This window comes from Nitratireductor sp. GCM10026969 (assembly GCF_042660605.1).
In the GTDB taxonomy this organism is placed as follows: Bacteria; Pseudomonadota; Alphaproteobacteria; order Rhizobiales; family Rhizobiaceae; genus Chelativorans.
Window position 1 is genome coordinate 23,000 of the sequence record NZ_JBHSUM010000018.1, and the last position, 24,044, is coordinate 47,043.

General features: G+C 63.4%; 20 protein-coding genes and 1 pseudogene. 11 read left to right on the plus strand and 10 right to left on the minus strand.

Translation table 11 applies throughout. The features are described 5' to 3' along the window. The first annotated feature begins 23 nt into the window (after positions 1-23). Positions 24-1,241 carry an NADP-dependent isocitrate dehydrogenase gene (locus tag ACFP9U_RS06780; protein WP_322450248.1) on the plus strand — a complete coding sequence of 406 codons (1,218 nt, stop codon included), beginning with the start codon at positions 24-26 and terminating at the stop codon, positions 1,239-1,241. Between the two features lie 136 nt (positions 1,242-1,377). Next, positions 1,378-1,743, plus strand: a complete 366-nt coding sequence (locus ACFP9U_RS06785) for a PRC-barrel domain-containing protein (protein ID WP_378620012.1) — start codon at positions 1,378-1,380, stop codon at positions 1,741-1,743. Between the two features lie 23 nt (positions 1,744-1,766). Here the strand turns inward: ACFP9U_RS06785 and alaS are convergent, their stop codons facing one another. Next, the gene (alaS, locus tag ACFP9U_RS06790; protein ID WP_378620014.1) at positions 1,767-4,433 is read right to left on the minus strand and encodes an alanine--tRNA ligase; all 2,667 of its coding nucleotides are present in this window, start codon (positions 4,431-4,433) and stop codon (positions 1,767-1,769) included. Between the two features lie 283 nt (positions 4,434-4,716). Here alaS and purL point away from each other — a divergent pair, with 283 nt between their 5' ends. From purL to ACFP9U_RS06805, 3 genes are all read left to right on the plus strand, one after another. Then, entirely contained in the window at positions 4,717-6,954 is a 2,238-nt protein-coding gene (gene purL / locus ACFP9U_RS06795) for a phosphoribosylformylglycinamidine synthase subunit PurL (protein ID WP_378620017.1), read from the plus strand. Positions 6,955-7,008: 54 nt separating this feature from the next. Further along, positions 7,009-7,722, plus strand: coding sequence for a hypothetical protein (locus tag ACFP9U_RS06800; RefSeq protein WP_378620019.1), 714 nt, complete (start codon positions 7,009-7,011; stop codon positions 7,720-7,722). A 188-nt stretch (positions 7,723-7,910) separates the two neighbouring features. Further along, on the plus strand, positions 7,911-8,144 hold the full coding sequence (locus ACFP9U_RS06805) for a BolA/IbaG family iron-sulfur metabolism protein (protein ID WP_378620021.1): 234 nt from the start codon (positions 7,911-7,913) through the stop codon (positions 8,142-8,144). 41 nt (positions 8,145-8,185) lie between these two features. Here ACFP9U_RS06805 and ACFP9U_RS06810 read toward each other — a convergent pair whose 3' ends face one another. Beyond that, on the minus strand, positions 8,186-8,608 hold the full coding sequence (locus ACFP9U_RS06810; RefSeq protein ID WP_378620023.1) for a DUF1284 domain-containing protein: 423 nt from the start codon (positions 8,606-8,608) through the stop codon (positions 8,186-8,188). Further along, positions 8,605-9,195: a biotin transporter BioY gene (locus tag ACFP9U_RS06815; protein ID WP_378620025.1), complete on the minus strand. Its 591-nt coding sequence runs from the start codon at positions 9,193-9,195 to the stop codon at positions 8,605-8,607. The genes ACFP9U_RS06810 and ACFP9U_RS06815 overlap by 4 nt, the downstream gene beginning before the upstream one ends. A 211-nt stretch (positions 9,196-9,406) precedes the next feature. Here ACFP9U_RS06815 and grxD point away from each other — a divergent pair, with 211 nt between their 5' ends. From grxD to ACFP9U_RS06830, 3 genes are all read left to right on the plus strand, one after another. Beyond that, complete coding sequence (gene grxD / locus ACFP9U_RS06820; RefSeq protein WP_378620026.1) at positions 9,407-9,742, plus strand: Grx4 family monothiol glutaredoxin; 336 nt, start codon at positions 9,407-9,409, stop codon at positions 9,740-9,742. A gap of 185 nt (positions 9,743-9,927) precedes the next feature. Continuing rightward, positions 9,928-11,175: a multidrug effflux MFS transporter gene (locus ACFP9U_RS06825; RefSeq protein ID WP_378620028.1), complete on the plus strand. Its 1,248-nt coding sequence runs from the start codon at positions 9,928-9,930 to the stop codon at positions 11,173-11,175. Between the two features lie 37 nt (positions 11,176-11,212). Then, on the plus strand, positions 11,213-12,139 hold the full coding sequence (locus tag ACFP9U_RS06830) for a DMT family transporter (RefSeq protein WP_378620030.1): 927 nt from the start codon (positions 11,213-11,215) through the stop codon (positions 12,137-12,139). Between the two features lie 8 nt (positions 12,140-12,147). On the opposite strand, the gene ttcA is transcribed toward ACFP9U_RS06830, so the two are convergent. The 4 genes from ttcA to ACFP9U_RS06850 all read right to left on the minus strand — a co-directional run bounded on the left by ttcA (position 12,148) and on the right by ACFP9U_RS06850 (position 15,421). Further along, a complete protein-coding gene (gene ttcA, locus ACFP9U_RS06835) occupies positions 12,148-13,005 on the minus strand; it encodes a tRNA 2-thiocytidine(32) synthetase TtcA (protein WP_378620045.1) in 858 nt (285 codons plus the stop codon). Positions 13,006-13,172: 167 nt separating this feature from the next. Next, positions 13,173-13,790 carry a 30S ribosomal protein S4 gene (rpsD, locus tag ACFP9U_RS06840; RefSeq protein ID WP_378620031.1) on the minus strand — a complete coding sequence of 206 codons (618 nt, stop codon included), beginning with the start codon at positions 13,788-13,790 and terminating at the stop codon, positions 13,173-13,175. A 341-nt stretch (positions 13,791-14,131) separates the two neighbouring features. Further along, the gene (locus tag ACFP9U_RS06845) at positions 14,132-14,620 is read right to left on the minus strand and encodes a single-stranded DNA-binding protein (RefSeq protein WP_378620033.1); all 489 of its coding nucleotides are present in this window, start codon (positions 14,618-14,620) and stop codon (positions 14,132-14,134) included. Between the two features lie 387 nt (positions 14,621-15,007). Next, positions 15,008-15,421, minus strand: coding sequence for a universal stress protein (locus ACFP9U_RS06850; protein WP_378620035.1), 414 nt, complete (start codon positions 15,419-15,421; stop codon positions 15,008-15,010). An 889-nt stretch (positions 15,422-16,310) separates the two neighbouring features. Between ACFP9U_RS06850 and uvrA the strand changes: the two genes are divergently transcribed. Genes uvrA through ACFP9U_RS06865 form a run of 3 tightly spaced genes read left to right on the plus strand, consistent with a single transcriptional unit; the run spans position 16,311 to position 21,096 of the window. Then, a complete protein-coding gene (gene uvrA / locus ACFP9U_RS06855) occupies positions 16,311-19,235 on the plus strand; it encodes an excinuclease ABC subunit UvrA (protein ID WP_378620036.1) in 2,925 nt (974 codons plus the stop codon). Positions 19,236-19,245: 10 nt separating this feature from the next. Then, entirely contained in the window at positions 19,246-20,265 is a 1,020-nt protein-coding gene (locus tag ACFP9U_RS06860) for a hypothetical protein (protein WP_378620038.1), read from the plus strand. A 27-nt stretch (positions 20,266-20,292) separates the two neighbouring features. Beyond that, on the plus strand, positions 20,293-21,096 hold the full coding sequence (locus tag ACFP9U_RS06865; protein ID WP_378620040.1) for a DUF72 domain-containing protein: 804 nt from the start codon (positions 20,293-20,295) through the stop codon (positions 21,094-21,096). 119 nt (positions 21,097-21,215) lie between these two features. Here ACFP9U_RS06865 and ACFP9U_RS06870 read toward each other — a convergent pair whose 3' ends face one another. The 3 genes and pseudogenes from ACFP9U_RS06870 to ACFP9U_RS06880 all read right to left on the minus strand — a co-directional run. Continuing rightward, the gene (locus ACFP9U_RS06870; RefSeq protein WP_378620041.1) at positions 21,216-21,437 is read right to left on the minus strand and encodes a hypothetical protein; all 222 of its coding nucleotides are present in this window, start codon (positions 21,435-21,437) and stop codon (positions 21,216-21,218) included. 17 nt (positions 21,438-21,454) lie between these two features. Further along, positions 21,455-23,116 (minus strand): M10 family metallopeptidase, encoded by a 1,662-nt coding sequence (locus ACFP9U_RS06875; protein ID WP_378620044.1) that lies wholly within the window; start codon positions 23,114-23,116, stop codon positions 21,455-21,457. Positions 23,117-23,444: 328 nt separating this feature from the next. Beyond that, positions 23,445-24,044, minus strand: a pseudogene (locus tag ACFP9U_RS06880) (lipid-A-disaccharide synthase); the annotation flags it as partial.

Here is a 24,044-nt window from a genome sequence, read left to right on the forward strand (position 1 = left end):
CTTGTCGAGAGAGAGGTTTGAGAATGGCAAAGATCAAGGTGGACAATCCCGTCGTCGAGCTGGACGGCGACGAGATGACCCGCATCATCTGGCAGTTCATCAAGGAAAAGCTGATCCACCCCTATCTCGACATCGACCTGAAATATTACGACCTCGGCGTCGAATCGCGTGATGCCACGGACGACCAGATCACCGTCGACGCGGCCAACGCCATCAAGAAGTACGGTGTGGGCGTCAAGTGCGCCACCATCACCCCGGACGAGGGGCGCGTCGAGGAATTCGGGCTCAAGAAGATGTGGCGTTCCCCCAACGGCACGATCCGCAACATCCTGGGTGGCGTGATCTTCCGCGAGCCGATCATCGCCCGCAACGTGCCGCGCCTGGTGCCGGGCTGGACGCAGCCGATCATCGTCGGCCGCCATGCCTTCGGCGACCAGTACCGGGCGACCGACTTCAAATTCCCCGGCAAGGGCAAGCTGACCATCAAGTTCGTCGGCGAGGACGGCGAGACAATCGAGCACGAGGTCTTCGACGCGCCCGGCTCGGGCGTCGCCATGGCCATGTACAATCTCGACGAGTCGATCCGCGACTTCGCCCGCGCCTCCTTCAATTACGGCCTGCAGCGCGGCTATCCGGTCTATCTTTCCACCAAGAACACCATCCTGAAAGTCTATGACGGCCGCTTCAAGGACCTCTTCCAGGAGGTCTACGAGGCCGAGTTCGAGGAAAAGTTCAAGGAAAAGAAAATCTGGTACGAGCACCGCCTGATCGACGACATGGTTGCCTCGAGCCTGAAGTGGTCGGGAGGCTATGTCTGGGCATGCAAGAATTATGACGGCGACGTGCAGTCCGACACGGTGGCCCAGGGCTTCGGCTCGCTCGGCCTGATGACCTCGGTGCTCATGACGCCGGACGGCAAGACCGTGGAGGCCGAGGCCGCCCACGGCACCGTGACCCGCCACTACCGCCAGCACCAGCGCGGCGAGGAGACCTCCACCAACTCCATCGCCTCCATCTTCGCCTGGACGCGCGGCCTCGCCCACCGGGCCAAGCTGGACGACAACGACGCGCTGAGGAAATTCGCCGCCACGCTCGAGAAGGTCTGCGTGGATACGGTCGAGGCCGGCTTCATGACCAAGGACCTAGCCCTGCTCATCGGCCCGGACCAGCCGTGGCTGTCGACCACCGGATTCCTCGACAAGGTGGACGAGAACCTGCAGAAGGCGATGGCGAAGGCCTGACGAAGAAGGCGCGAATCCTGCAGCAAAAAGGCGGCCCTCGGCCGCCTTTTTCATGTCAACGATATCTGTCTGTCGCAATCGACATTATGCGCCTTGTATATTGGCCAAGCGCGGGGGCCGGTAAAGGAGAATGGAAATGCCTGACAAAGCGCTGCGCTACGCGATACCTGTACTCTGCCTCACATTCATTGCCGGCACTGCCTGGGCGCAGCAGCCATGGACGGAGATCGACGAACGTGTGGAGGTGCCGCCGCTCGGCGCCGCGGCCGACGACGTCGACGACTGGGATGTCTACACGGCCGATGGCATCAGGATCGGCGAGGTCGAGGAGGTCATAGGACCGGATGCCGCCACTCCGACGGCCCTCGTGGTGGATTTCGAGGATCGGGCCGGTTACGGCGACCGTGACGAGGTGATCGTTCCGCTCGATCATTTCAGCCTTGATGGCGAGCGCCTGTTGATCGACGCGGATCCGCAAGCCGTGGCGGATATGGAAATCTAAGACGATTAGCGGTCGGCGGGCGCTCAGCCCGCCATCGCCGCCTTCACCGCTTCGAGCGCGGCCGCCGCATTCTCCCCTTCCGGACCGCCGGCCTGCGCCATATCCGGGCGCCCGCCGCCGCCCTTGCCGCCAATGGCCGCGGAGGCGGCGCGCACCAGATCTACGGCGCTGAAGCGGCTCGTCAGGTCGTCGGTGACGCCGACGACGACGCTGGCCTTGCCCTCCTCGGATGTCCCGACGAAGACGACGACACCGGAGCCCAGCGAGCGCTTGCCCTCGTCGGCGAGCGGCCTCAGATCCTTCGGAGAAATCCCTTCGACGACACGCCCCATAAAGGCAACGCCGTTCACGTCCTGCTTCTCGTCGGCACCGTCCCCCTTTTGCGCACCGCCGCCGAGCGCCAGCTTGCGGCGGGCTTCAGAGAGTTCCCGCTCCAGCTTGCGGCGCTCTTCCACGAGCGTTTCGAGGCGGGGAAGCACGTCGGCCGGCGAGACCTTGAGGAGGGCCGCCGCGTCCTTCAGGCGGCGCTCCTGGTCGTCCAGGTGATGATGGGCGGCCGCACCCGTCAGCGCCTCGAGGCGACGCACGCCGGAAGCCACCGCCCCTTCGGAGACGATGTGCACCAGGCCGATATCGCCTGTGGCGGCCACATGGGTGCCGCCGCAAAGCTCCATCGAATAGGTCTTGCCCGCCTTTTCGCCGTCGGTCGCCGTGCCCATGGAGACCACGCGCACCTCCTCGCCGTATTTCTCGCCGAACAGGGCCATCGCGCCCTCGGCAATGGCGTCCTCGACGGTCATCAGCCGCGTGACGACCGGTGCGTTCTGCAGCACGATCTCGTTGGCAAGCTCCTCGATGCGGCCAAGCTCGTCCTCCGAAATCGGCTTCGGATGAGAGAAGTCGAAGCGCAGCCGATCGGGCGCCACCAGCGAGCCCTTCTGGGCGACGTGGGTGCCCAGCACCTCGCGCAGCGCCTCGTGGACGAGATGCGTGGCCGAGTGATTGGCCCGGATGCGGCTGCGGCGGTCATGATCGACGCGCAGCGCCACTTCCTCTCCGCTCTGCACCTTGCCCTTAATGACCTTGCCGAAATGGACCAGAAGACCCTCGCCCTTCTTCTGCGTGTCATCGACGGCGATCGTGAAGCCGTCGCCTTCGATCAGACCGGCATCACCCACCTGGCCGCCCGACTCGCCATAGAACGGCGTCTGGTTGGTGACGACCGCCACCACCTCGCCTTCCTCGGCGGTCTCGACGATCGCACCGTCCTTGACCAGCGCGGTGATCACGCCCTCGGCCTTCTCGGTTTCGTAGCCGAGGAAATCCGTGGCACCCACCTCGTCCTTGACCCTGAACCACACCGTCTCCGCAGCGGCCTCACCGGAACCCGCCCAGCTTGCGCGTGCCTCGGCCTTCTGGCGCTCCATGGCGGCGTTGAAACCGTCGAGATCGACGGAGATACCGCGCTGGCGCAGCGCGTCCTGGGTGAGATCGAGCGGAAAGCCGTAGGTGTCGTAGAGCTTGAAGGCGGTTTCGCCGTCGAGCCGGTCGCCCTCGCCCATTTTGTCGGTGGCATCGGAGAGCAGGTTGAGGCCGCGCGCCAGCGTCTTGCGGAAGCGCGTTTCCTCCAGTTTCAGCGTTTCCGTAATCAGCGCCTCGCCGCGCACGAGCTCCGGATAGGCCTGCCCCATCTCGCGCACCAGCGCCGGCACCAGCCGCCACATCAGCGGCTCCTCCGCTCCCAGAAGCTGCGCATGGCGCATGGCGCGGCGCATGATGCGGCGCAGCACGTAACCGCGCCCCTCATTGGACGGCAGGACACCGTCGGCGATGAGGAAGCTTGTCGCGCGCAGATGGTCGGCGATCACCTTGTGGCTCGCCTGGCGCGCGCCTTCTGCCCTGACACCGATCGCCTCCTCCGAAGCATGGATGAGCGCGCGGAAAAGATCGGTTTCGTAATTGTCGTGCACGCCCTGGAGCACGGCGGCGATGCGTTCCAGCCCCATGCCGGTGTCGATCGACGGGCGCGGAAGGTCGACGCGTTCTTCCGCGCTCAACTGCTCGTATTGCATGAAGACGAGATTCCAGATCTCGATGAACCGGTCGCCGTCCTCGTCCGGGCTTCCGGGCGGACCGCCGGGAATCCCCTCGCCGTGATCGTAGAAGATCTCGGAGCACGGCCCGCACGGGCCGGTATCGCCCATGGCCCAGAAATTATCGCTTGTCGGGATGCGGATGATGCGGTCCTCAGGCAAGCCGGCGATCTTCTTCCAGTGTCCGGCCGCCTCGTCGTCGGTATGGTAGACCGTCACCAGCAGGCGCTTCGGATCGAGGCCGAATTCCTTCGTCACCAGGTTCCAGGCAAGCTCGATGGCGACATCCTTGAAGTAGTCGCCGAAGGAGAAGTTGCCCAGCATCTCGAAGAAGGTGTGGTGGCGCGCGGTGTAGCCGACATTGTCGAGGTCGTTGTGCTTGCCCCCGGCGCGCACGCATTTCTGCGCGGTCACAGCTCTGTCGTAGGGGCGCTTCTCCAGGCCGGTGAAGACGTTCTTGAACTGCACCATGCCGGCGTTGGTGAACATGAGGGTGGGGTCGTTGCGCGGCACAAGCGGCCCCGAGGCCACGATCTCGTGTCCGTTCTTCTTGAAGTAGTCGAGAAATGTCGACCGGATGCCGTTGACGCCACTCATGTTTTGCCTTTTCAGAAAGCCCGCCTGCCTGTGCGGGAAAGGGATCGCCGCCTTTTAGCGCCCGCACCCGGGCCTGTCCAGAAATCACCGCCTTGGATATAGGTTTGCGAGCAAAGGTCGGCCAAGGGCGTGGCCGCCTTCCCGTCCCAGGCTCGCCGGGCTGCCGGCAACTTCCCACTTTTTTCCTCGTTGCGCAGAGTTTTTTCGCTTCGGAGCGGTGAATTCAGGCGCAAGGTAGGCTATGAGCCGAACCAGATCAGCGCCCCGAACCAGAACGCCCCCCATGAGCATTCCCAATACGATTCCGATCACCGACGACCTCGTTGCCGCCCACGGGCTGACGCCGGAGGAATACCGGCACATCACCGACCTCATCGGCCGCGAGCCGACTTTCACGGAGCTCGGCATCTTCTCGGCCATGTGGAACGAGCACTGCTCCTACAAGAGCTCGAAGAAGTGGCTCAGGACCCTGCCGACGTCGGGGCAGCGGGTGATCCAGGGGCCGGGCGAAAACGCCGGCGTGGTCGACATCGGCGACGGCCAGTGCGTCGTCTTCAAGATGGAGAGCCACAACCACCCTTCCTATATCGAGCCCTATCAGGGGGCTGCAACGGGCGTTGGCGGCATCCTGCGCGACGTCTTCACCATGGGCGCGCGGCCGATCGCGGCCATGAACGCGCTGCGCTTCGGCGCGCCGGATCATCCGAAGACGCGGCACCTGGTGGCGGGCGTGGTGGCCGGCATCGGCGGCTACGGCAACTCCTTCGGCGTGCCGACGGTGGGCGGTGAAGTGAATTTCGACCCGCGCTACAACGGCAATTGCCTGGTGAACGCCTTCGCCGCCGGCCTCGCCCGCACCGATGCGATCTTCTATTCCAAGGCCGAGGGCGTGGGCCTGCCGGTGGTTTATCTTGGCGCCAAGACGGGACGTGACGGCGTCGGCGGCGCCACCATGGCCTCGGCCGAATTCGACGCCGATATCGACGAGAAGCGCCCGACGGTCCAGGTCGGCGACCCTTTCACCGAAAAGTGCCTGCTGGAAGCCTGCCTGGAGCTGATGGACACTGGCGCCGTCATCGCCATCCAGGATATGGGCGCGGCGGGGCTCACCTGCTCGGCCGTCGAGATGGGCGCCAAGGGCGATCTCGGCATCGAGCTCGATCTCGACAAGGTGCCGGTGCGCGAAGAGCGCATGTCGGCCTACGAGATGATGCTGTCGGAAAGCCAGGAGCGCATGCTCATGGTGCTGCGCCCCGAAAAGGAGCCGGAGGCCGAGGCGATCTTCCGCAAATGGGGCCTCGACTTCGCCATCGTCGGCCACACCACGGACGACAAGCGCTTCCGCATCCTGCATCAGGGCGAGGAGGTCGCCAACCTGCCCATCAAGGAGCTGGGCGACGAGGCGCCGGAATACGACCGGCCCTGGGTGACGCCAAAAGCACCCCCTGCCCTCGTCCCGGCGAGCGTTCCACAAACGGATGTCGCCGAGGCGCTCCTGAAGCTCGTCGGCTCGCCCGATCTCTCCTCCCGCCGTTGGGTGTGGGAGCAGTACGATACGCTGATCCAGGGCAATTCGCTGCAGATCCCGGGCGGCGACGCGGGCGTGGTGCGGGTCGAAGACCATGCCACCAAGGCGCTCGCCTTTTCCTCCGACGTGACGCCGCGCTATTGCGAGGCCGACCCTTACGAGGGCGGCAAGCAGGCGGTGGCCGAATGCTGGCGCAACCTAACGGCAACCGGCGCCGAACCGCTGGCCGCCACAGACAACCTCAATTTCGGCAACCCGCAGCGCCCCGACATCATGGGCCAGTTCGTGCGCGCCGTCGAAGGCGTGGGCGAGGCCTGCCGCACGCTCAGCTTCCCGATCGTCTCCGGCAATGTCTCGCTCTACAACGAGACGCTGGGTGAGCCGATCCCGCCGACGCCCACCATCGCCGGCGTTGGGCTCATCCCCGATTGGACGACGATGGCGCGGATCGCCTTCGCCGGCGAAGGCGAGACGATCCTGCTCGCCGGCGCGCCGGCGGAGTGGGGCACGCATCTCGGCCAGTCCGTCTATCTGCGCGACATTCACGGGCGGGCCGAAGGCACCCCGCCGCCGGTGGACCTGGAGCACGAGAAGCGCGTCGGCGATTTCGTGCGTGGGCTGATTCGCTCCGGCCAGCTCACCACCGTCCATGACTGCTCCGATGGCGGGCTCGCAGTAGCGCTTGCCGAGATGGCCATGGCGTCAGGCATCGGCGCCCGGATTGAAGAGCCTGTTGGCGCCAACCCCACCCTCTCCTTCTTCGGCGAGGACCAGGGCCGTTACGTGATTACCGCTCCCGCGTCCCCGGGCGGTAAAGAGCTGAAATCTCTCCTCGAAGAGGCGAAGAGCGCCGGCGTATCCCTCGTCCCGATCGGCCGGACTGGCGGAGATAGCCTGAAGCTTGGCGAGGCGCGCGCGGTGGCGGTCTCGGCCCTGAAGGCGGTCCATGAGGGATGGTTTCCGCGCTTCATGGAGGCCGAAGTCATTCAATGAACAAATATGGGGCATAGCCGTCCGAAGCATTGAAACAACCAGAGAGTTTTTCGAATGCCGGCGATGCCCCTATTTATCTCCTATTTCACGCCTGACACTCCCTATGAAGATCGCGCGCGCAATCTTACCCGGTCACTATCCCGCCTCGACCTTGAGCACATCGTCGAGCCGCGTCCGGCCAAATCGAACTGGGTTGAGAATTGTGCCCAAAAAGCCTTGTTCATCCGCGAGATATGGAGCCGCGTTGAGAGGCCGGTCTGCTGGGTCGATGCCGATGCCATCCTCCTTCGCCGGCCACATGAACTCGAGGGCCTGACGTGCGACTTCGCCGTGGTCAGGCGCGAGGGGTGGAATTTCTTCGGCGGCCAGATCTATTTCGGGAAGTCGGAAGCTGCACGCCGGATGCTCGATCGCTGGTGCATGTACTGCCGGGACTTTCCGGCGATATGGGATCAGGTGAGTCTCGGATACGCCTGGTGGGACAGGGAGATCGAAGGCGGAGTCGACGCCCGCTGGCTTGATGAGGGCATTTTCGAGAAAGCGAACCGGAATCCGCTGCGGGCGCTGGCGCAGAAGCTCACCTCCAAGGCAGCATTCCTGCAACACCAAGAGAGCCGCCGCACGCGCCGCAAGCACAAGGCACTGAGGGAGAAGACGGTGCCCGAGTTCAAATCCGGGGATGTTCCGCAGTGGTGGCGCGAAGCCTGCGCGGCGGGCGTTCCCTTCGTCCTGACCGCCCGCCATATTGCCGAACTGGACCTTCTCTGAGGCTGCAGTCGCGTTTCAGTTCGCCGGCGCCGTCCGCGCCGTGTTTGCCGGTATTACAGCGTTGGTTGAGAATTGAAAGCGAGCGGCGCGCGTGCCATATCGGATTCGAAAAGGGACGCCGCACTCGAAACAGGCGTCCCGTGTGGCAGGGTACCGCCGGGGCGGGCCCCGGATGGGGAGAGTACATCATGGCAATGAGCGCCGGCGACATCGAGCGCCTGATCAAGCAAGCTATTCCTGACGCGAAGGTCACCATTCGCGACCTCGCCGGCGACGGTGACCATTACGCGGCTGAAGTCGTGGCCGAGAGTTTCCGCGGCAAGACCCGCGTTCAGCAGCACCAGATGGTCTATGACGCGCTCAAGGGCAACATGGGCGGGGTCCTGCACGCCCTGGCACTGCAGACAAGCGTGCCGGACTGAGCACCGTCCCATCCCTCACTTTCGTGCCGTGATGGTCAGTCCTAAGACGGCAACCTTGCACCATCATAGCCCGAACCCGCTATTTCACTGCACAATGCATGCCATTGGCATCCCTTGCAGGCAGCGCGGATCTGCCCGGCGGCAAACGCCGTGCGCATACGCTGACGATCGGCTTTTTCGAGTTTGAGAAGCACGCCCGGAACGATCGGTCGGCGCAATAGGGCAGCCACCGCTTCGGCCGCCAGACGGTCCCGTTTGCGCACGCTTTCGCGGTGGCAATGGGGCTGCGGACCGCCAAGCAGCGGGGCGCAAATATCATCGGGACCGGCGACGATGCGGATGTCTTCGCCGGCCGCGATCCGCTTCGCGATGACGTCGTAGTTGGCCGTGAAGGCGCGGCTATAGCCCTCGCCCACATAGGTCAGCAGGCAGAGCAGGTGATGGGCTCTGAGCCGGACGGTCACGCCGCCTGCTGCGTCTTGCCGGCCTGAAGCGCCTTGAGGGTCGCCGCGCCAAGCGCGGATTTCAGGACGGCACCGAGAAGGAACGGCGTCACGCCGTGGACGATCGCCTGCTCGACGCCAATGATGGTTGCCAGCCATGCCGCGCCGAGTGCCAGGCAAAGACCGTGGGCGAGCAGCATGGACACGAAGGCAAAGCCGACCCTGCGCCCGTTCCAGCCACGCTCGGCAAGCCATCCCGTCAGCACGGCCATCACGGGAAAGGCGAAGAGATAACCGGCCGTGGGACCGGCGAAATGGTGCAGCCCTGCGTGGCCGCCGGCGAGCACCGGTAGTCCGGAAGCGCCCTCGGCGAGCCACGCCAGCACGGTGATGCCGCCCAGCCGCCAGCCAAAGAGCGCGCCGACGAGAGCGACGGCGAAGGTCTGCATGGTCATCGGCACGGGGACCATCGGCACCTCGACATAGGAGGCGATGGTGAGAAGCACCGATCCCAGGACGACCGCCGCGACCTGCCAGCCCAGCGAGCGGTTCGGCAGGTCGAGCGGGCTGAAGGCGAGTCTCGGGGCGGTTTTCGACGCGTTCGACATGGAGCGACCTTTCGATTCGAACTAAGCTGCGGACAGCGTGCTGTTATGCCTTCGGGCGGACGCTTCCGCAATGGCCGCAGGCAGGTGCCGCCGTGGCGGCTTTGTCGGGAGAATCTTGGCCGCCGCATTGCACCCGGCGGAATCGTGCAATAAATAGGGGATCACAGCTTGCGAATGCCGGGCCTTGAACCCGGCAACGAAAGGACGGACGATGAGCGGTATCAACGAATTCATCGACAGCGAGGTGCGCGGCAACGACGTCGTGGTGTTCATGAAGGGCACGCCCGGGTTTCCGCAGTGCGGCTTTTCCGGACAGGTCGTGCAAATCCTGGATTACCTCGGGGTCGACTACAAGGGCGTCAACGTGCTCACCTCGGACGAATTGCGCCAGGGCATCAAGGAATACTCCAACTGGCCCACCATTCCACAGCTCTATGTAAAGGGCGAGTTCGTCGGCGGTTGCGACATCATCCGCGAGATGTTCCAGGCGGGCGAACTGCAGACGGTCCTCTCGGAAAAGGGTGTAGGCGTGCGCGGCGCCGCCTGACGCCGTTGCGCCCGGTGCCGCACGGCAGGGCGCCTCCATACCGGCGATACGGCATCGCCGCCTGAGACGTGTTCCGCGCCGGCTTTCAAGCCGGCGCGTTTATTTGTGCCGTGCCGATTCCTCGGCGCGCGATACTTTTTCGAAATTGCGATGCCCGTCCGCCGGGCACGTCACGGGGAATGGAAATGGACCACTCGGCTTTACGCGAAGAGCCCGTACGATCACGTCTTTCCATCGGCAAGGTCGAGTTCATCGCGCTGGCGGCAGCACTCATGGCACTCAACGCCATGGCAATCGACATCATGCTCCCCGCCCTGCAGCAGATCGGCGCCGCACTCGGCGTGTCCAACGAGAATCACCGTCAGTTCGTCATCACGGCCTATCTGGTCGGCTTCGGCGGCGCACAGCTCTTCTACGGCCCGATCTCGGATCGTTTCGGCCGGCGCGGTCCGCTTCTGTTCGGGCTGGTCGTCTATGTGAGCGCCGCCCTGGCATCAGCCTTCGCACCCAGTTTCGCGGCGCTGCTTGCCTTACGTTTCCTCCAGGGCATCGGCTCGGCCGCCACGCGCGTCATCGCCGTCTCGGCCATACGCGACGTGTTCGAGGGGCGGCAGATGGCGGAGGTCATGTCCATGGTGATGATGGTCTTCATGGTGGTCCCCGTGATGGCGCCCAGCCTCGGCCAGGGGGCGATGCTTCTGGGCAATTGGTCCCTGATCTTTCTCATGATGGCGACGCTGGCGCTCTTGATCACGCTGTGGGCCATGCTCCGGCTGCCCGAGACCATGGCGCCGGAGGACAGGCGCTCGCTCTCGCTCGCTTCGGTGACCGAAGGTTTCCGGCTGGTCGTCACCAGCCGCATCGCCCTTGGCTACGCATTCGCCACGACCGCAATCTTCGGAGCTCTCTTCGGCTTCATCAACTCCGCACAGCAGATCTATGTCGACATCTATGGCATGGGTGACCTGTTCCCCCTGCTCTTCGCCATCGGCGCGGGATTGATGGCACTTTCCTCCTTCACCAATTCGCGCCTCGTCGGCCGCTTCGGCATGCGGCGGCTTTCGCACGGGGCACTGGTCGGCTTTCTCCTGGTCAACGGTGTCTGGCTCGTGCTCTCCCTTCTCGGCCCGATCCCCTTCCCCGTATTCTTCCTGCTGTTCTCGCTGTCGATGTTCCAGTTCGGCTGGATCGGCCCCAACTTCAACGCCATCGCCATGGAGCCGCTGGGCCGGGTCGCGGGGACGGCCGCGGCCGTGCTGGGCTTCCTCACCACGCTCGGCGGCGGGATCATCGGTGCGCTGATCGGCCAGGCCTTCAACGACACGCTGACACCCCTTGCCGGCGGCTATTTCGCCGTCTCATTCGCCGCGATCGTTCTGGTGCTCATCGCCGAGCGCGGTCGGCTCTTCCGAACGGTCAATCCCGCGCTCTGACAGGCGCCGGGCAAGCGTACTTGCAAAGGGAGGGAACATGACGGTCTCCAGCGAACCGACCGAGGGCGCCGCAGGCAGCACGCAGGCGATCCTCGTCATGTGCGCGGGCGTTCTCTGTCTCGTGCTCAACGACTCGCTTGCCAAATGGCTGATGGACCATTACGCGCCGCTGCAGATCATCTTCCTGCGCAATCTGATCGCTCTTCCCCTCGTGACAATCATGGTCGTCAGCGTCGCCGGGCGCGCGGCGCTGCCCACCCGGCACCCGGGGCTGCATCTCATGCGTGGTGCATTTTCCGTCTTCGCGGCATTGTGCTTCTTTCTGAGCATTCGCGCCCTGCCGCTTGCCGAGGCGACCTCGCTGATCTTTGCCGCGCCCCTCTTCATCACCGCGCTTTCCGTGCCGCTCCTTCGCGAGCATGTCGGCCTGCGCCGCTGGACGGCCGTGATCGTCGGCTTCATCGGCGTCCTGATCATCGTGCGTCCCGGCGCGGCTACTTTCCAGACGGCTTCGCTGCTCGTGCTCTGCGCGGCGATGCTTTACGCGCTGATGATGATCAGCGCGCGCTGGATAGCCCGCGACGAGAGCGTGTGGACAACCATGTTCTACATCGTTCTCTTTCCCATGCTGATCAGCGGCGGCCTGTCGTGGACCGAGTGGCAGACGCCGTCGCTCGCTCATCTGCCCTTTTTCGTCGCCATAGCCATTGTCGGCAGCGCCGGCATCGTGCTGATCACACAGGCGTTCCGCCTGGCGCCGGCGGCAATCGTCGCGCCGTTCGACTACACGGCACTTTTGTGGGCGTCACTGATCGGCTGGCTCGTGTGGAGCGAGGTTCCCGACGGCTGGACCTACGCCGGCGCAGCGGTGATCATCGCCAGCGGCATCTACATCGTCTTTCGCGAGACGCGCCGGCCGGGTACGCCTGTGCGCCCAGAGCGTGTTTCCGCCCGCAGCGAATAACCTGGAGATCAAGCACCACCGGGTTTCACCGCGGCGAAGTCGAACAGCGCGCGGTCGAGCAGATGCGAGGGACGTGCGTTGGCGAGTGCACGGATCATGGTATCCTTGCGGCCCGGCATGCGGTTTTCGATGTCGGCCAGCATGGCCTTCATCGCGTTGCGCTGCAGCCCGTCCTGACTGCCGCACAAATCGCATGGGATGATCGGAAAACGCATGGCCGCGGCGAATTTCGCCAGATCCGCCTCGGCGCAGAAACTCAGCGGCCGCAGCACGACGATATCCCCCTCGTCGTTGACGAGCTTGGGCGGCATCGCCGCCAGGCGGCCGCCATGGAAAAGGTTCATGAAGAAAGTTTCGAGGATGTCCTCGCGGTGATGGCCGAGCACCAGGGCCGAACACCCCTCCTCGCGAGCGATCCGGTAGAGGTGGCCGCGGCGCAGCCGTGAGCAGAGCGAGCAATAGGTGCGGTTTTCGCCGATCTTCTCCGTCACCACCGAATAGGTGTCCTGATATTCGATGCGATGGGCGACGCCGATCCGCGCCAGGTAGTCGGGCAGCACATGCTTGGGAAAATTGGGCTGGCCCTGGTCGAGATTGCAGGCCAGCAGATCGACCGGCAGAAGGCCGCGCCACTTGAGGTCCAGCAAAACAGTAAGCAGGCCGTAGGAATCCTTGCCGCCCGACAGCGCCACCAGCCAGCGCTCGCCCGGCGTGACCATCGAGAAATCCTCGATCGCCTGGCGTGTGAGGCGCAGAAGGCGCTTGCGCAGCTTGTTGAACTCGACCGACGAGGGAGCATCCGAAAAGAGCGGATGGCTCGCCGCTGCTGCCGCCGTTTCGAGCTCGGGCTCCTGGCGGATCGTCATCATGCCTGCCCCTCCATGGAGCAAATTGCGTGAACAAAGCCAGACTGTTTCACCGTTTCCGCGAAACGGTGAAATGATCCATAATCCCCAACAATTTCTAACGCTGCCGGCGAAAAAGAAAAAGGCCGCACGCGGCGGCCTTTCCTGGCAACGGTATTCTTACCCGGTCAGCGTGAATAGTACTCGATGACCAGGCTCGGCTCCATCTGCACCGCGTAAGGCACATCGGAGAGCGCCGGGACGCGAACATACTTCGCGACCATCTTGTTGTGGTCGGCCTCAACATACTCCGGCACATCGCGCTCGGCGAGCTGGATCGCCTCGAGCACGGTGGTGAGCTGCTTCGACTTCTCACGCACCTCGATCACGTCGCCCGGCTTGCAGCGGTAGGACGGGATGTTCACCCGCCGACCGTTGACGTTGACATGGCCGTGATTGATGAACTGGCGTGCGGCGAAGATCGTCGGGACGAACTTGGCACGGTAGACGACGGCGTCGAGCCGCGATTCGAGCAGGCCGATCAGGTTCTCCGTCGTCTCGCCCTTGCGGCGGTTCGCCTCCTCATAGATGCGGCGGAACTGCTTCTCGGAGATGTCGCCGTAATGACCCTTCAGCTTCTGCTTGGCCCTCAGCTGCTGACCGAAGTCGGACAGCTTGCCCTTGCGGCGCTGACCGTGCTGGCCGGGACCGTATTCACGGCGGTTGACGGGGGATTTCGGCCGGCCCCAGATATTCTCGCCAAGACGGCGGTCGAGCTTGTATTTCGCGGATTGGCGTTTGCTCATCGCATTCCCTTTCAAACAAAGACACCCGGAACCGCATGTTCCAGGTGAAGGAAACGCGCCCTCCTCTGGCCTCCGTTTTCGAGACCTGACAGGAAAGCCGCCCACGCATGGCAGCATTTCCACGGGACACGTCAAAAAGCGCGACAGCAACCCGCCATCGCGCTTGGCGGCTCAATTAAGCGAGGAAAACGGCAAAGTCAACGTGTTTAAGCCATCTGCGGGGCGATCCGGCCCTGCGGCTTCGCCTTCTCCGGCCGGACTTGCGCAGAATTGCGCGCCTGCGGGACGTCAGCCCCGCCGGTCGCCCGCCACATAGCATGCCAAGTCAGGCGCTCCACCCGTCAAAACGGGATCTCGTCGTCCAGGTCACGCGAGTAGTCGCCACCGCCGCCGCCGGTGTTTTCGGCCGGGCCCGACTGGCCAAAATCGGAGCCGCGCCCGCCGCTGTAACCGACCTGTCCCTCGCCACCGCCCTGGCCGCGTGAATCCAGCATCTGCAGCTCGCCGCGGAACTTCTGCAGGACGACCTCGGTCGTATAGCGGTCCTGGCCGGACTGATCGGTCCATTTGCGGGTCTGGAGCTGCCCCTCGATGTAGACCTTCATACCCTTTTTCAGATACTGCTCCGCCACCTTGGCCAGGTTGTCATTGAAGATCACGACGTTGTGCCACTCGGTGCGCTCGCGCCGCTCGCCGGTGTTCCGGTCACGCCAGGTCTCGGAGGTGGCGATCCGCATGTTGACCACCGGATCGCCGGAATTGAGCCGCCGGATTTCCGGATCGGCGCCCAGATTGCCGACCAGGATGACCTTGTTAACACTGCCCGCCATCACATCACTCCACATAATCGAAACTGCAAGCGCCGCACCCGGCACCGCGCTGTACGGCGATGCGGCCCGACCGCCCACCCGTCAAGCCGCTGCGACCTTAGCCGATACCCGGCCACGATGCGCGCGCCCAAGGGACGAGACAAACCGCCGTCCACAGCTCATTTGCAGTCCGTCACCTTATAAGTTCCTGCTTTGTTCCGTAACATATCCGCGCAATCCCCACAAGCGCATTCCTTACCTTGCACGCCGAGAAAGATGGCGAACGCGCGAGCGCGGGACGACTTGCAGCCGAGGAAAACATCACCGGTTCCGCTCGCGGGTCCGAACACCGTCCTCCAGCGCATCGTGCGTTCCGAAAACCGATCTAGGCTTTCAGGCCCCGGTCCGCTAGCGCACGATGAAGACCGAAACGGTCGTGTGCGCGGCGAGATAGCCGGCGTTCGAAGAGAACACACGGTCCCAGAAGGTCGGCACGTGCGACGCCATCACCACGAGGTCGGCGCCGTGATCCTTGATCACCTTGCCCAGCACGTCATCCAGATCGCGCACGGGATCATGGCTTTCAGCAACCTTCGTCTCGACCGACAGCCCGTGCTTCGCGCCCTGCTCGGCGGCGAAGCGCTCCAGCTTCTGAGCGAACTCGGCCTCGGAATGGGCCACACCGCTCGGCAGCGCCGTCGTCACGCCGACATAGCAGATGGAGGCGCCATAGTGTTTCGCAAGATCGGAGGAAACATCCAGAGCCCTTTGAAGCTTGTCCGCGTGCGCCAGATCGACCGGAACCAGAATTTTCTTGTACATCGCCGCGATCCTCCTTGAACTCTTCATTGCAACGGACTTCACCGGCGAAAGCCATTACGGCCCGACACGGGAAGCAATCACGCGCGTAACGCTGAAATCATTGAGATAGGGCAAAATTCATCGGTTTCACCTTGCCACCGACAATCTGGGCGCTCGCTTCCAGCTTGCAGCGCCGCGCCTTCCGTTCACGTGTGGAAAGGCGCTGAACCGGTGAATTGACTTGGAACGGAAAAGCCCCGTCGCTGCCTGGTTCTCGAGCGCACGGGGCTATTATATTTTTGCCGGAAGGCATCGCCGGCAACTTTCAGGGCGGTGCGAGACACGTCCTGCACTTATCCAGTCAATTGTGTGTGGCAGCCGCGTGGCGCTGGCCATCTCAGCCTTCGAGGCCGGGGCTTCTCCCGCCCGGCCGTTGCCCCGCTGGGCCGTGCTTACCGGCGTCAGGACCGACGCGGCTGTGGCTCCGCGCTATCGGCGGAGCCGCTGGAACAGTCGGGTGGAGTCATTGCCTCCCTCCTCGTCCATTGCTTGTATCGCGCCGATCGGGCACTGCGTTCAAGACCATGTCGTCATGAACCGTCGACCAGCGGATATGGTCAATGTGCGCCTGCATGCGCTCCCCGTCAAGACGTGCCTCCGCTTCCCTTCAAAGCCGAGCGCGAGCGTGGGCATGCGAAGCGCTAGCAGGAGGATGTCAGGAGACCGTTCGTTCTTTGTTCTTTCCACTTGCCCTGTAGGGCAAAAAGCTGGAAAAGAGGTGCAGGCCTCCGGCACTGGATGGGCGCGGAATGCGGTGGCGCCATCGACATGTGCTGCGCATTTCCTACATGAGCCCTGGCCGGCACCAGCTGGCCACACCGAACCGATTGAGACAAGGCAGCGACGGGGCATGCCCGAAAACAAGCTGATTTCCATTCGCGGCGCGCGCGAGCACAATCTGAAGAACGTCGATCTGGACTTGCCGCGCGAGCGCCTGATCGTCATGACCGGGCTGTCGGGCTCGGGCAAATCGTCGCTCGCCTTCGACACGATCTATGCCGAGGGGCAGCGGCGTTATGTCGAAAGCCTGTCGGCCTATGCCCGGCAGTTCCTGGAGATGATGCAGAAGCCGGACGTCGACGAGATCGACGGGCTGTCGCCGGCGATCTCCATCGAGCAGAAGACGACATCGAAGAACCCGCGCTCGACCGTCGGCACGGTCACCGAGATCTACGACTACATGCGCCTTTTGTTCGCGCGCGTGGGCGTGCCCTATTCACCGGCAACGGGGCTTCCCATCGAAAGCCAGACGGTAAGCCAGATGGTCGACCGGGTGCTGACGCTCGAGGAAGGCACGCGGCTTTATATCCTCGCCCCCATCGTGCGCGGGCGGAAGGGCGAGTACCGCAAGGAACTCGCCGAGCTCCAGAAGAAGGGCTTTCAGCGCGTCAAGGTCGACGGCCAATTCTACGAGATCGCCGACGCACCGGCCCTCGACAAGAAATACAAGCACGATATCGACGTAGTGGTGGACCGCGTGGTGGTCCGACCGGACCTCGCCACGCGCCTGGCCGACTCGCTCGAGACCTGCCTCAAACTGTCGGACGGCCTTGCCGTGGCCGAGTTCGCGGACCGGCCGCTGCCTGAGGAAGAAACGGCGGAAGGCGGCGCGGCGAACAAATCAAAGAACGAAACGCACGAGCGGCTGCTCTTTTCGGAAAAGTTCGCCTGCCCCGTTTCCGGCTTCACCATTCCCGAGATCGAGCCACGTCTGTTCTCCTTCAACAATCCCGCCGGCGCGTGCCCCACCTGCGACGGGCTCGGCAGCCAGCGCGCCATCGATCCGGAACTGGTGGTTCCGAACGAGAACGCGGTGCTGCGTGAAGGCGCCATTCAGCCTTGGGCCAAGTCAACCTCTCCCTATTACCTGCAGACGCTGGAAGCGCTTGGCAAGGAATTCGGTTTCAAGGTCGGAAAGCGCTGGAAGGACCTGCCGGACGAAGCCAGGCAGGCTATCCTATACGGCACGGGCGAGCGCAAGATCGCCTTCGACTATGACGACGGCCTGCGCAGCTACCGCACGACGAAGCCCTTCGAAGGCGTGGTCAACAATCTCGAACGGCGCTGGCGAGAGACCGAGTCGGCGTGGATGCGCGAGGAGATCGAGCGCTACATGTCCGCCTATCCGTGCCCGGCCTGCGGCGGCCATCGGCTTCGGCCCGAAGCGCTGGCGGTCAAGATCGACCGCCTGCATATCGGCGAAGTGACAGAGATGTCGATCCGCAAGGCGGGCGCGTGGTTCAAGGCCCTGCCGGAACGCCTCAGCGACAAGCAGAACGAGATCGCCGCACGCATTCTCAAGGAGATTCGCGAGCGGCTCGATTTCCTCAATGAGGTCGGCCTCGAATATCTCACCCTGTCGCGCAATTCCGGCTCGCTCTCGGGCGGCGAGAGCCAGCGCATCCGGCTTGCCTCGCAGATCGGCTCGGGGCTGACGGGCGTGCTCTACGTGCTCGACGAACCCTCGATCGGGCTGCACCAGCGCGATAACGACCGGCTGCTCGCCACGCTGCGCCACCTGCGCGACCTCGGCAACACGGTGATCGTCGTCGAGCACGACGAGGACGCGATCCTGACAGCCGATTATGTGGTGGACATCGGCCCGGCCGCTGGCGTTCATGGCGGGCGCATCGTTGCCGAGGGCCGGCCTGGCGACATCATGGCGAGCCCCGCCTCCATCACCGGCAAATATCTCACCGGCGAACTTGCCATACCCATTCCGGAGCAGCGACGCGATATCCCGAAGAAGCGGCGCATCCGGGTGGTGGGCGCACGCGGCAACAATCTGAAGAACGTCACTGCCGACGTCCCGCTCGGCACCTTCACCTGCGTGACCGGCGTCTCGGGCGGCGGCAAGTCGACGTTTCTGGTCGAGACGCTCTACAAGGCCGCCTCGCGGCGCATCATGGGCGCGCGCGAGCACCCGGCCGAGCACGACCGCATCGAGGGGCTGGAGTTCCTCGACAAGGTGATCGACATCGACCAGTCGCCCATCGGCCGCACGCCGCGCTCCAACCCCGCCACCTATACCGGCGCCTTCACACCCATCCGCGACTGGTTTACCGGCCTGCCGGAAGCCAAGGCCCGCGGCTACCAGCCGGGACGCTTCTCCTTCAACGTCAAGGGCGGGCGCTGCGAGGCCTGCCAGGGCGACGGCGTCATCAAGATCGAGATGCACTTCCTGCCGGATGTCTACGTCACCTGCGACGTCTGCCACGGCAAACGCTACAACCGCGAGACGCTGGAGGTCACCTTCAAGGGCAAGTCCATCGCCGACGTCCTGGAGATGACCGTCGACGAGGGGGTGGAATTCTTCTCCGCCGTGCCGGCGGTCCGCGACAAGCTGTCCACCCTCGCCCGGGTCGGGCTCGGCTATGTGAAGATCGGCCAGCAGGCCACGACGCTGTCGGGCGGCGAAGCCCAGCGCATCAAGCTCGCCAAGGAATTGTCGAAGCGCGCCACCGGACGCACGCTCTACATTCTCGACGAGCCGACGACAGGCTTGCATTTCCACGATGTGGCCAAACTTCTTGAAGTGCTGCACGAACTTGTCGACCAGGGCAATACCGTGGTCGTCATCGAGCACAATCTGGAGGTCATCAAGACCGCCGACTGGGTGCTCGACCTCGGCCCCGAGGGCGGCGACGGCGGCGGCGAGCTGGTCGTGGCCGGCTCCATCGACGAGGTGATGGCCGAGGAGCGCAGCTATACGGGGCATTTCCTGAAGGAGCTCCTGGAGAGACGGCCCGCGCGGCGCAAACAGGCGGCGGAGTAGGCCCCGCTTTATGCAGTTCTCTGCCCGCGTTCACGTACTCAAGCCCCTGCCGTTGTTTGGCCGGCTTCCTTTTGAAAGCCACGCACGAATGACCGAATATTTCTCGTCAGCGAGACAGATTCGCTTTCGGGGCAGCGAATATCATGACGGTGAGTTCATTAGCGTACGCATCGTTGAACCCAAGCTATCTCCCGCACCCTCGCGACAGCTATGGGAAGAGCGGGTTGAGTATGATCTGCTTTTTGAAACGAGTTTGCAGTTTCCTGGCGCGAAGGCGATTACAGCTAGGAGCTCGGATGGCTTGGAAAGCCCTAAAAGTCCATCGGAGAAGCGTCACCTTTGGAGTAAGCACATAGCTCCAAGAAGCCTAAAGCTGTGCGTAAATACTTATTTACTTTCTCTCGAATTTTCCTATCCCTCGATATCCTTTGGTGCGTCAGAATACCGGGCTGGTCGTACACTTCTTTTTCATGACAAGACGCTGTTTTCAACGCTCGCGGAGAGCTTGAAGTACCTGCAGGGCAACAATATTGATCCCGTCGTCGACCTAACGCCCGATACCGTATGGAAATGGATGTCAACAAAAAACGGAGTGTTTAGCGGCTTCAGCGATACGCCTGCATCGCGTTCTCTTAGCTATTTTACGCGCTTGTACAACACCTCTTTTCGCAATGATGAGCTCTCTGACCTTGTATGGGCGCTTGCGTCTATTGAGGCACTATTAGTTGACTCTGGTCGTTCCTCCGTTGGGCAGCTCACTGCCAAATTAGGATGCCTTTTCAGTGGTCATAACAGTCGACAGTTCATGGTGGACCAAATAGAGAAGACGTATGGTTTTAGGTCAAAAATGATACATGGCAACCGACAGGTGCTGTCCGTCTTCCGGCGCGATGAGTTGGAGCCGGACAAGCGCTTTTCGGAAGAGTATGATAGTATCCGCTACGCGGTCGGAATCGCATTTATTTTGATCCAGAGGCTCATAAGAGACAATGGGAAGAATTTTTCATTTCGCCTGGTACTTGACCAGTAGAAATATAGCCACAGTCGGAAGCACCCCATGACCACATCCGGCATCATCCGCGCCGGCATCGGCGGTTGGACCTTCGCCCCTTGGGAGGGGACGTTCTATCCCGACGACCTGCCAAAGAAGCGGCAGCTCGAATATGCCAGCCGGCAGTTGCCGACGATCGAAGTCAACGGCACCTATTACTCGGCCTTCAAGCCGCCCACCTTCACCAAATGGGCAAGTGAGACGCCGGAAGGTTTTGTTTTTTCGCTGAAGGCAATCCGCTTCGCCACCAATCGCCGGGTGCTGGCCGAGGCCGGTGAATCGGTGCAGCGCTTCCTTGACTCCGGGATTTCGGAGCTCGGCGAAAAGCTCGGTCCCATCCTGTGGCAGTTCGCGCCCACCAAGAAATTCGACCCGGAGGATTTCGAGGGCTTTCTGAAGCTTCTGCCGGAGAAGCAGGACGGCATCCGCCTGCGCCACGTGCTGGAGGTGCGCCATCCCTCCTTCGTCGTTCCGGAATTCGCGGCGCTGGCACGCAAATACGGGACGGCGATCTGCTATGCGCACCATTTCACCTATCCCGAAATGGCCGACGTGACGGCCGATTTCGTCTATGCCCGGCTGCAGCGCGGCGAGGATTCCATTCCCACCGCCTACGCGCCGGCCGACCTCGACGCCTGGGCCGACCGGATCCGCACCTGGGCCGAAGGGGGCATGCCGGGCGATCTGCCGCTGGCGGATGAGACCGTGAAGCTCGAGGCGAAACCGCGCGACGTCTTCGTCTACTTCATCCACGAGGGCAAGGTGCGGGCGCCGCAGGCTGCGCAGGCGCTGATGGAGCGGGCGGTTTAGGCTCGCGACTCATTGATCAAACCGCAGCGGATGGCCTCCGGCGTGATTTGCCGTATCGCGACCATACGAGTTAGCGATGGCGCCCGTCGGCCGCCGCCGCCGCCCGAACCGACGCAGCCTCACCCCCGCGGCGGCGGGATCGGCGTGGAGTGGCGCGGTTTCGGCTCCTCGATCACCCGAAACCGCACCGGGGCGGATGTCCAGTCGAAGGGCATGGGCAGCGGCACCTCGCAGCGGGTCAGCATCACCTGCCCCTGCCCGTTCCGAACCTCGAAGACAAGGCCGGGGCGCTCCATGGCCGGGCATTCCGGCCAGCGGGAATAGTCGATCCACTCACCCATGATCTTTTCTCCTCCTCTCAGAGATAAAGGTTGGAGCTGTCGAGGATGTTCACATTCGGCATCTCGATCTGGAAATCGGCGATGCGGTCGCCATCGACGTCTCCGGAAAGAACGTGCTCGGAGAACCGCAACTGGCACGCGCCGCCGTTGAACGCCGCGTCGCCGATGAAGGAAAACGCCTGGTCTCCATCCGCCTTGACATCGGCATCGATGCCCCTCAGGTCGATCCGGTCCGCCCCGGGTGTGAAGTCCATGATGCAGTCGCGCATATCGCCCTCCACGTCATCCAGCCCGTCGAACACGAATGTGTCGGCGCCGGCGCCGCCGATGAACATGTCTCCACCCGCGCCGCCGTCAAGCAAATCGTCGCCGCCGCCGCCGATGAGGATGTCGTTGCCGTCCAGACCGTTAAGGTCGTTCCGGGCCGCATCGCCCACGAGCACGTCGTTGAAGCGGCTGCCGACAAGGCCCTCGATGCCGGAATAGCGGTCGCCGGCAGCTTCCCCGGTGTTGGACGACGCATCGTCGAGCCGAGCCACGACACCGGCTGCCGCATGGTCGTAGCGGGCGAAGTCGAAGCCTGCCCCGCCGTCGAGAAAATCCGCACCCGGGCCGCCGAGCAGGTTATCACCGCCCTCGCGGCCGCGCAGCGTGTCGTCGCCGCCGTTGCCCCACAGCGTGTTGGCGGCCGCATTACCGGTGATCGTGTCATTACCGGCCCCGCCCTTGGCGTTCTCGATCAGCGAGCGGGGATCATTGTTGTGAAGCAGAGCGTTGGCGATGTTGCCGACAGCCGGATGCGCGCCGTCCCAGCTCAGTTGCGCCAATTGGGCAACGGAAGTGGTGGTCCACGCGCCGGGCCTGAGGTCGACCTTCAGGTCGGTCCCGTAGTTCGAAAAATCATAGGTATCGGTGCCCCCGCCGTCCCATACGGTAAGGAAGATGCGGTTGCCCCCGGGTGCTCCCTGCGCCGCGCCGTCGATATACATCTCGCCGGTATTCGGGTTCCACGAATAGACGGTGTCACCGCTGTTGGTGTTGTAGTTCGCGCCATACATGTGCTGGAGCGCCGCGATGTCATACATCATGAGCGATTGCGGGTAGCCCCAGGTCTCGTTAACGTAGTGTTCCTCGCTCGCGCCAACATAGGAACGATAGCTCATGACGGAATATTCGAGGGAATGCCGGCCATACGGCATGGGATTGCCTTCATGGGGATGCTCCAGCCCCATCGCATGGCCCATCTCGTGTATGAATGTCTCGAAGGCGTAATCCCCCTTCATGGGTGCATCGTACGTGCGGCTGGAATTGTTGAACCACATGTCGCCCCCCGAGGCAGCGGTCGAGGGATAGGCTGCCCAGGCGGTGCTCGGCATGCCGGATTCGGCAAGGCGCAGATCCGCGTGCCTAGTGGCGGTCTCCGTCACCTCGCGAAAGGTGAGATTGGCGACCGAAGAATACATGTCGAAGCCGGCGCGCGCCGCCCCCTTCTGCGCCTCGTTCAACGGGCTGAAATTCAACAGCGGCTCACCGAAGCCATAGCCGAAACCGAGAAGGCCATAATAGGTGTTAGAGGTCGGGAAGCTGTAAGTGAGCGTGCGGGTGGCCCATTTCACACCACTCAGCAGACCATCGATGGGGGCAATCCCGGTATTGTTCACATACGATGTGGCAGGCATTTTCTACCTCAAAGACAATATGATGGAGAATAACAATGTATACTTGTCTATATTATAGAATTCAAAATACTTTATCGGCTTCTATACCGATTGAGCGGTATATGGTCAAGACATGGTGGTACACAATTGACGCAGGTGCAATGCTCAAACGCCGCCCACCACATCTGCTCCGCCAGCGCTACAGTATGTGCCGACGGAGGTGCGGATGCAGAGGGTCATGGCAGGAGGGGAATAGCGAGCGCCGAGGTCGTCCTGTGAGGCGGCGATCCCGGCGCGCCAAGGCGGGCGACATCCAGGGCAGTAAGGCCGCCCCCGCGGCGCTATTCCCTTACTGTCCTATGCCCTTTATCACGCCGGCCACGATTTCCGCCGCCATCTCGCCCGAGGGCTTCGGCGTCGTGAGCCGCTCGGTCACCTCTGAGAAACCGGCCCGCTGGGATTCGCGCAACGGGGTTGCACGCCACAATTGCCGTAACTGCCGGGCAAGATAGGCCGGGCGCACGAATTCGTTGAAATATTCCGGCACTACCGGCCAATCGGCGATCAGGTTGGGCAGGGATGCGGACCAGACCGTCACCAGCGACATGGCGAAGCGGGCGGCGAGGTCGGTCTTGTAGCAGCTGACGAAGGGCACGCGCGCCAGCGCCAGCTCAAGCGCCACCGTTCCCGAGCAGGCAAGTGCGGCATCCGCTCGCGCGAAGGCACGCCACTTGGCTTGCGTGTCGAGGATGATCTGCGGCCGCACCGCCCAGCCCCGCGTTGCCCCCTCGACCAGCGGCAGGACATGCGGGACGGTCGGCAGCAGGACGTCGAAGTCCTCCTTCATTCCCTTGAGCTCCGCGACCGTCTCGCCGAAGGGCCCGAGCAGCCGGCGCACCTCGCCGCGGCGCGAGCCGGGCAGGACGAGAAGCGTCTTGCGGCCGCCCCG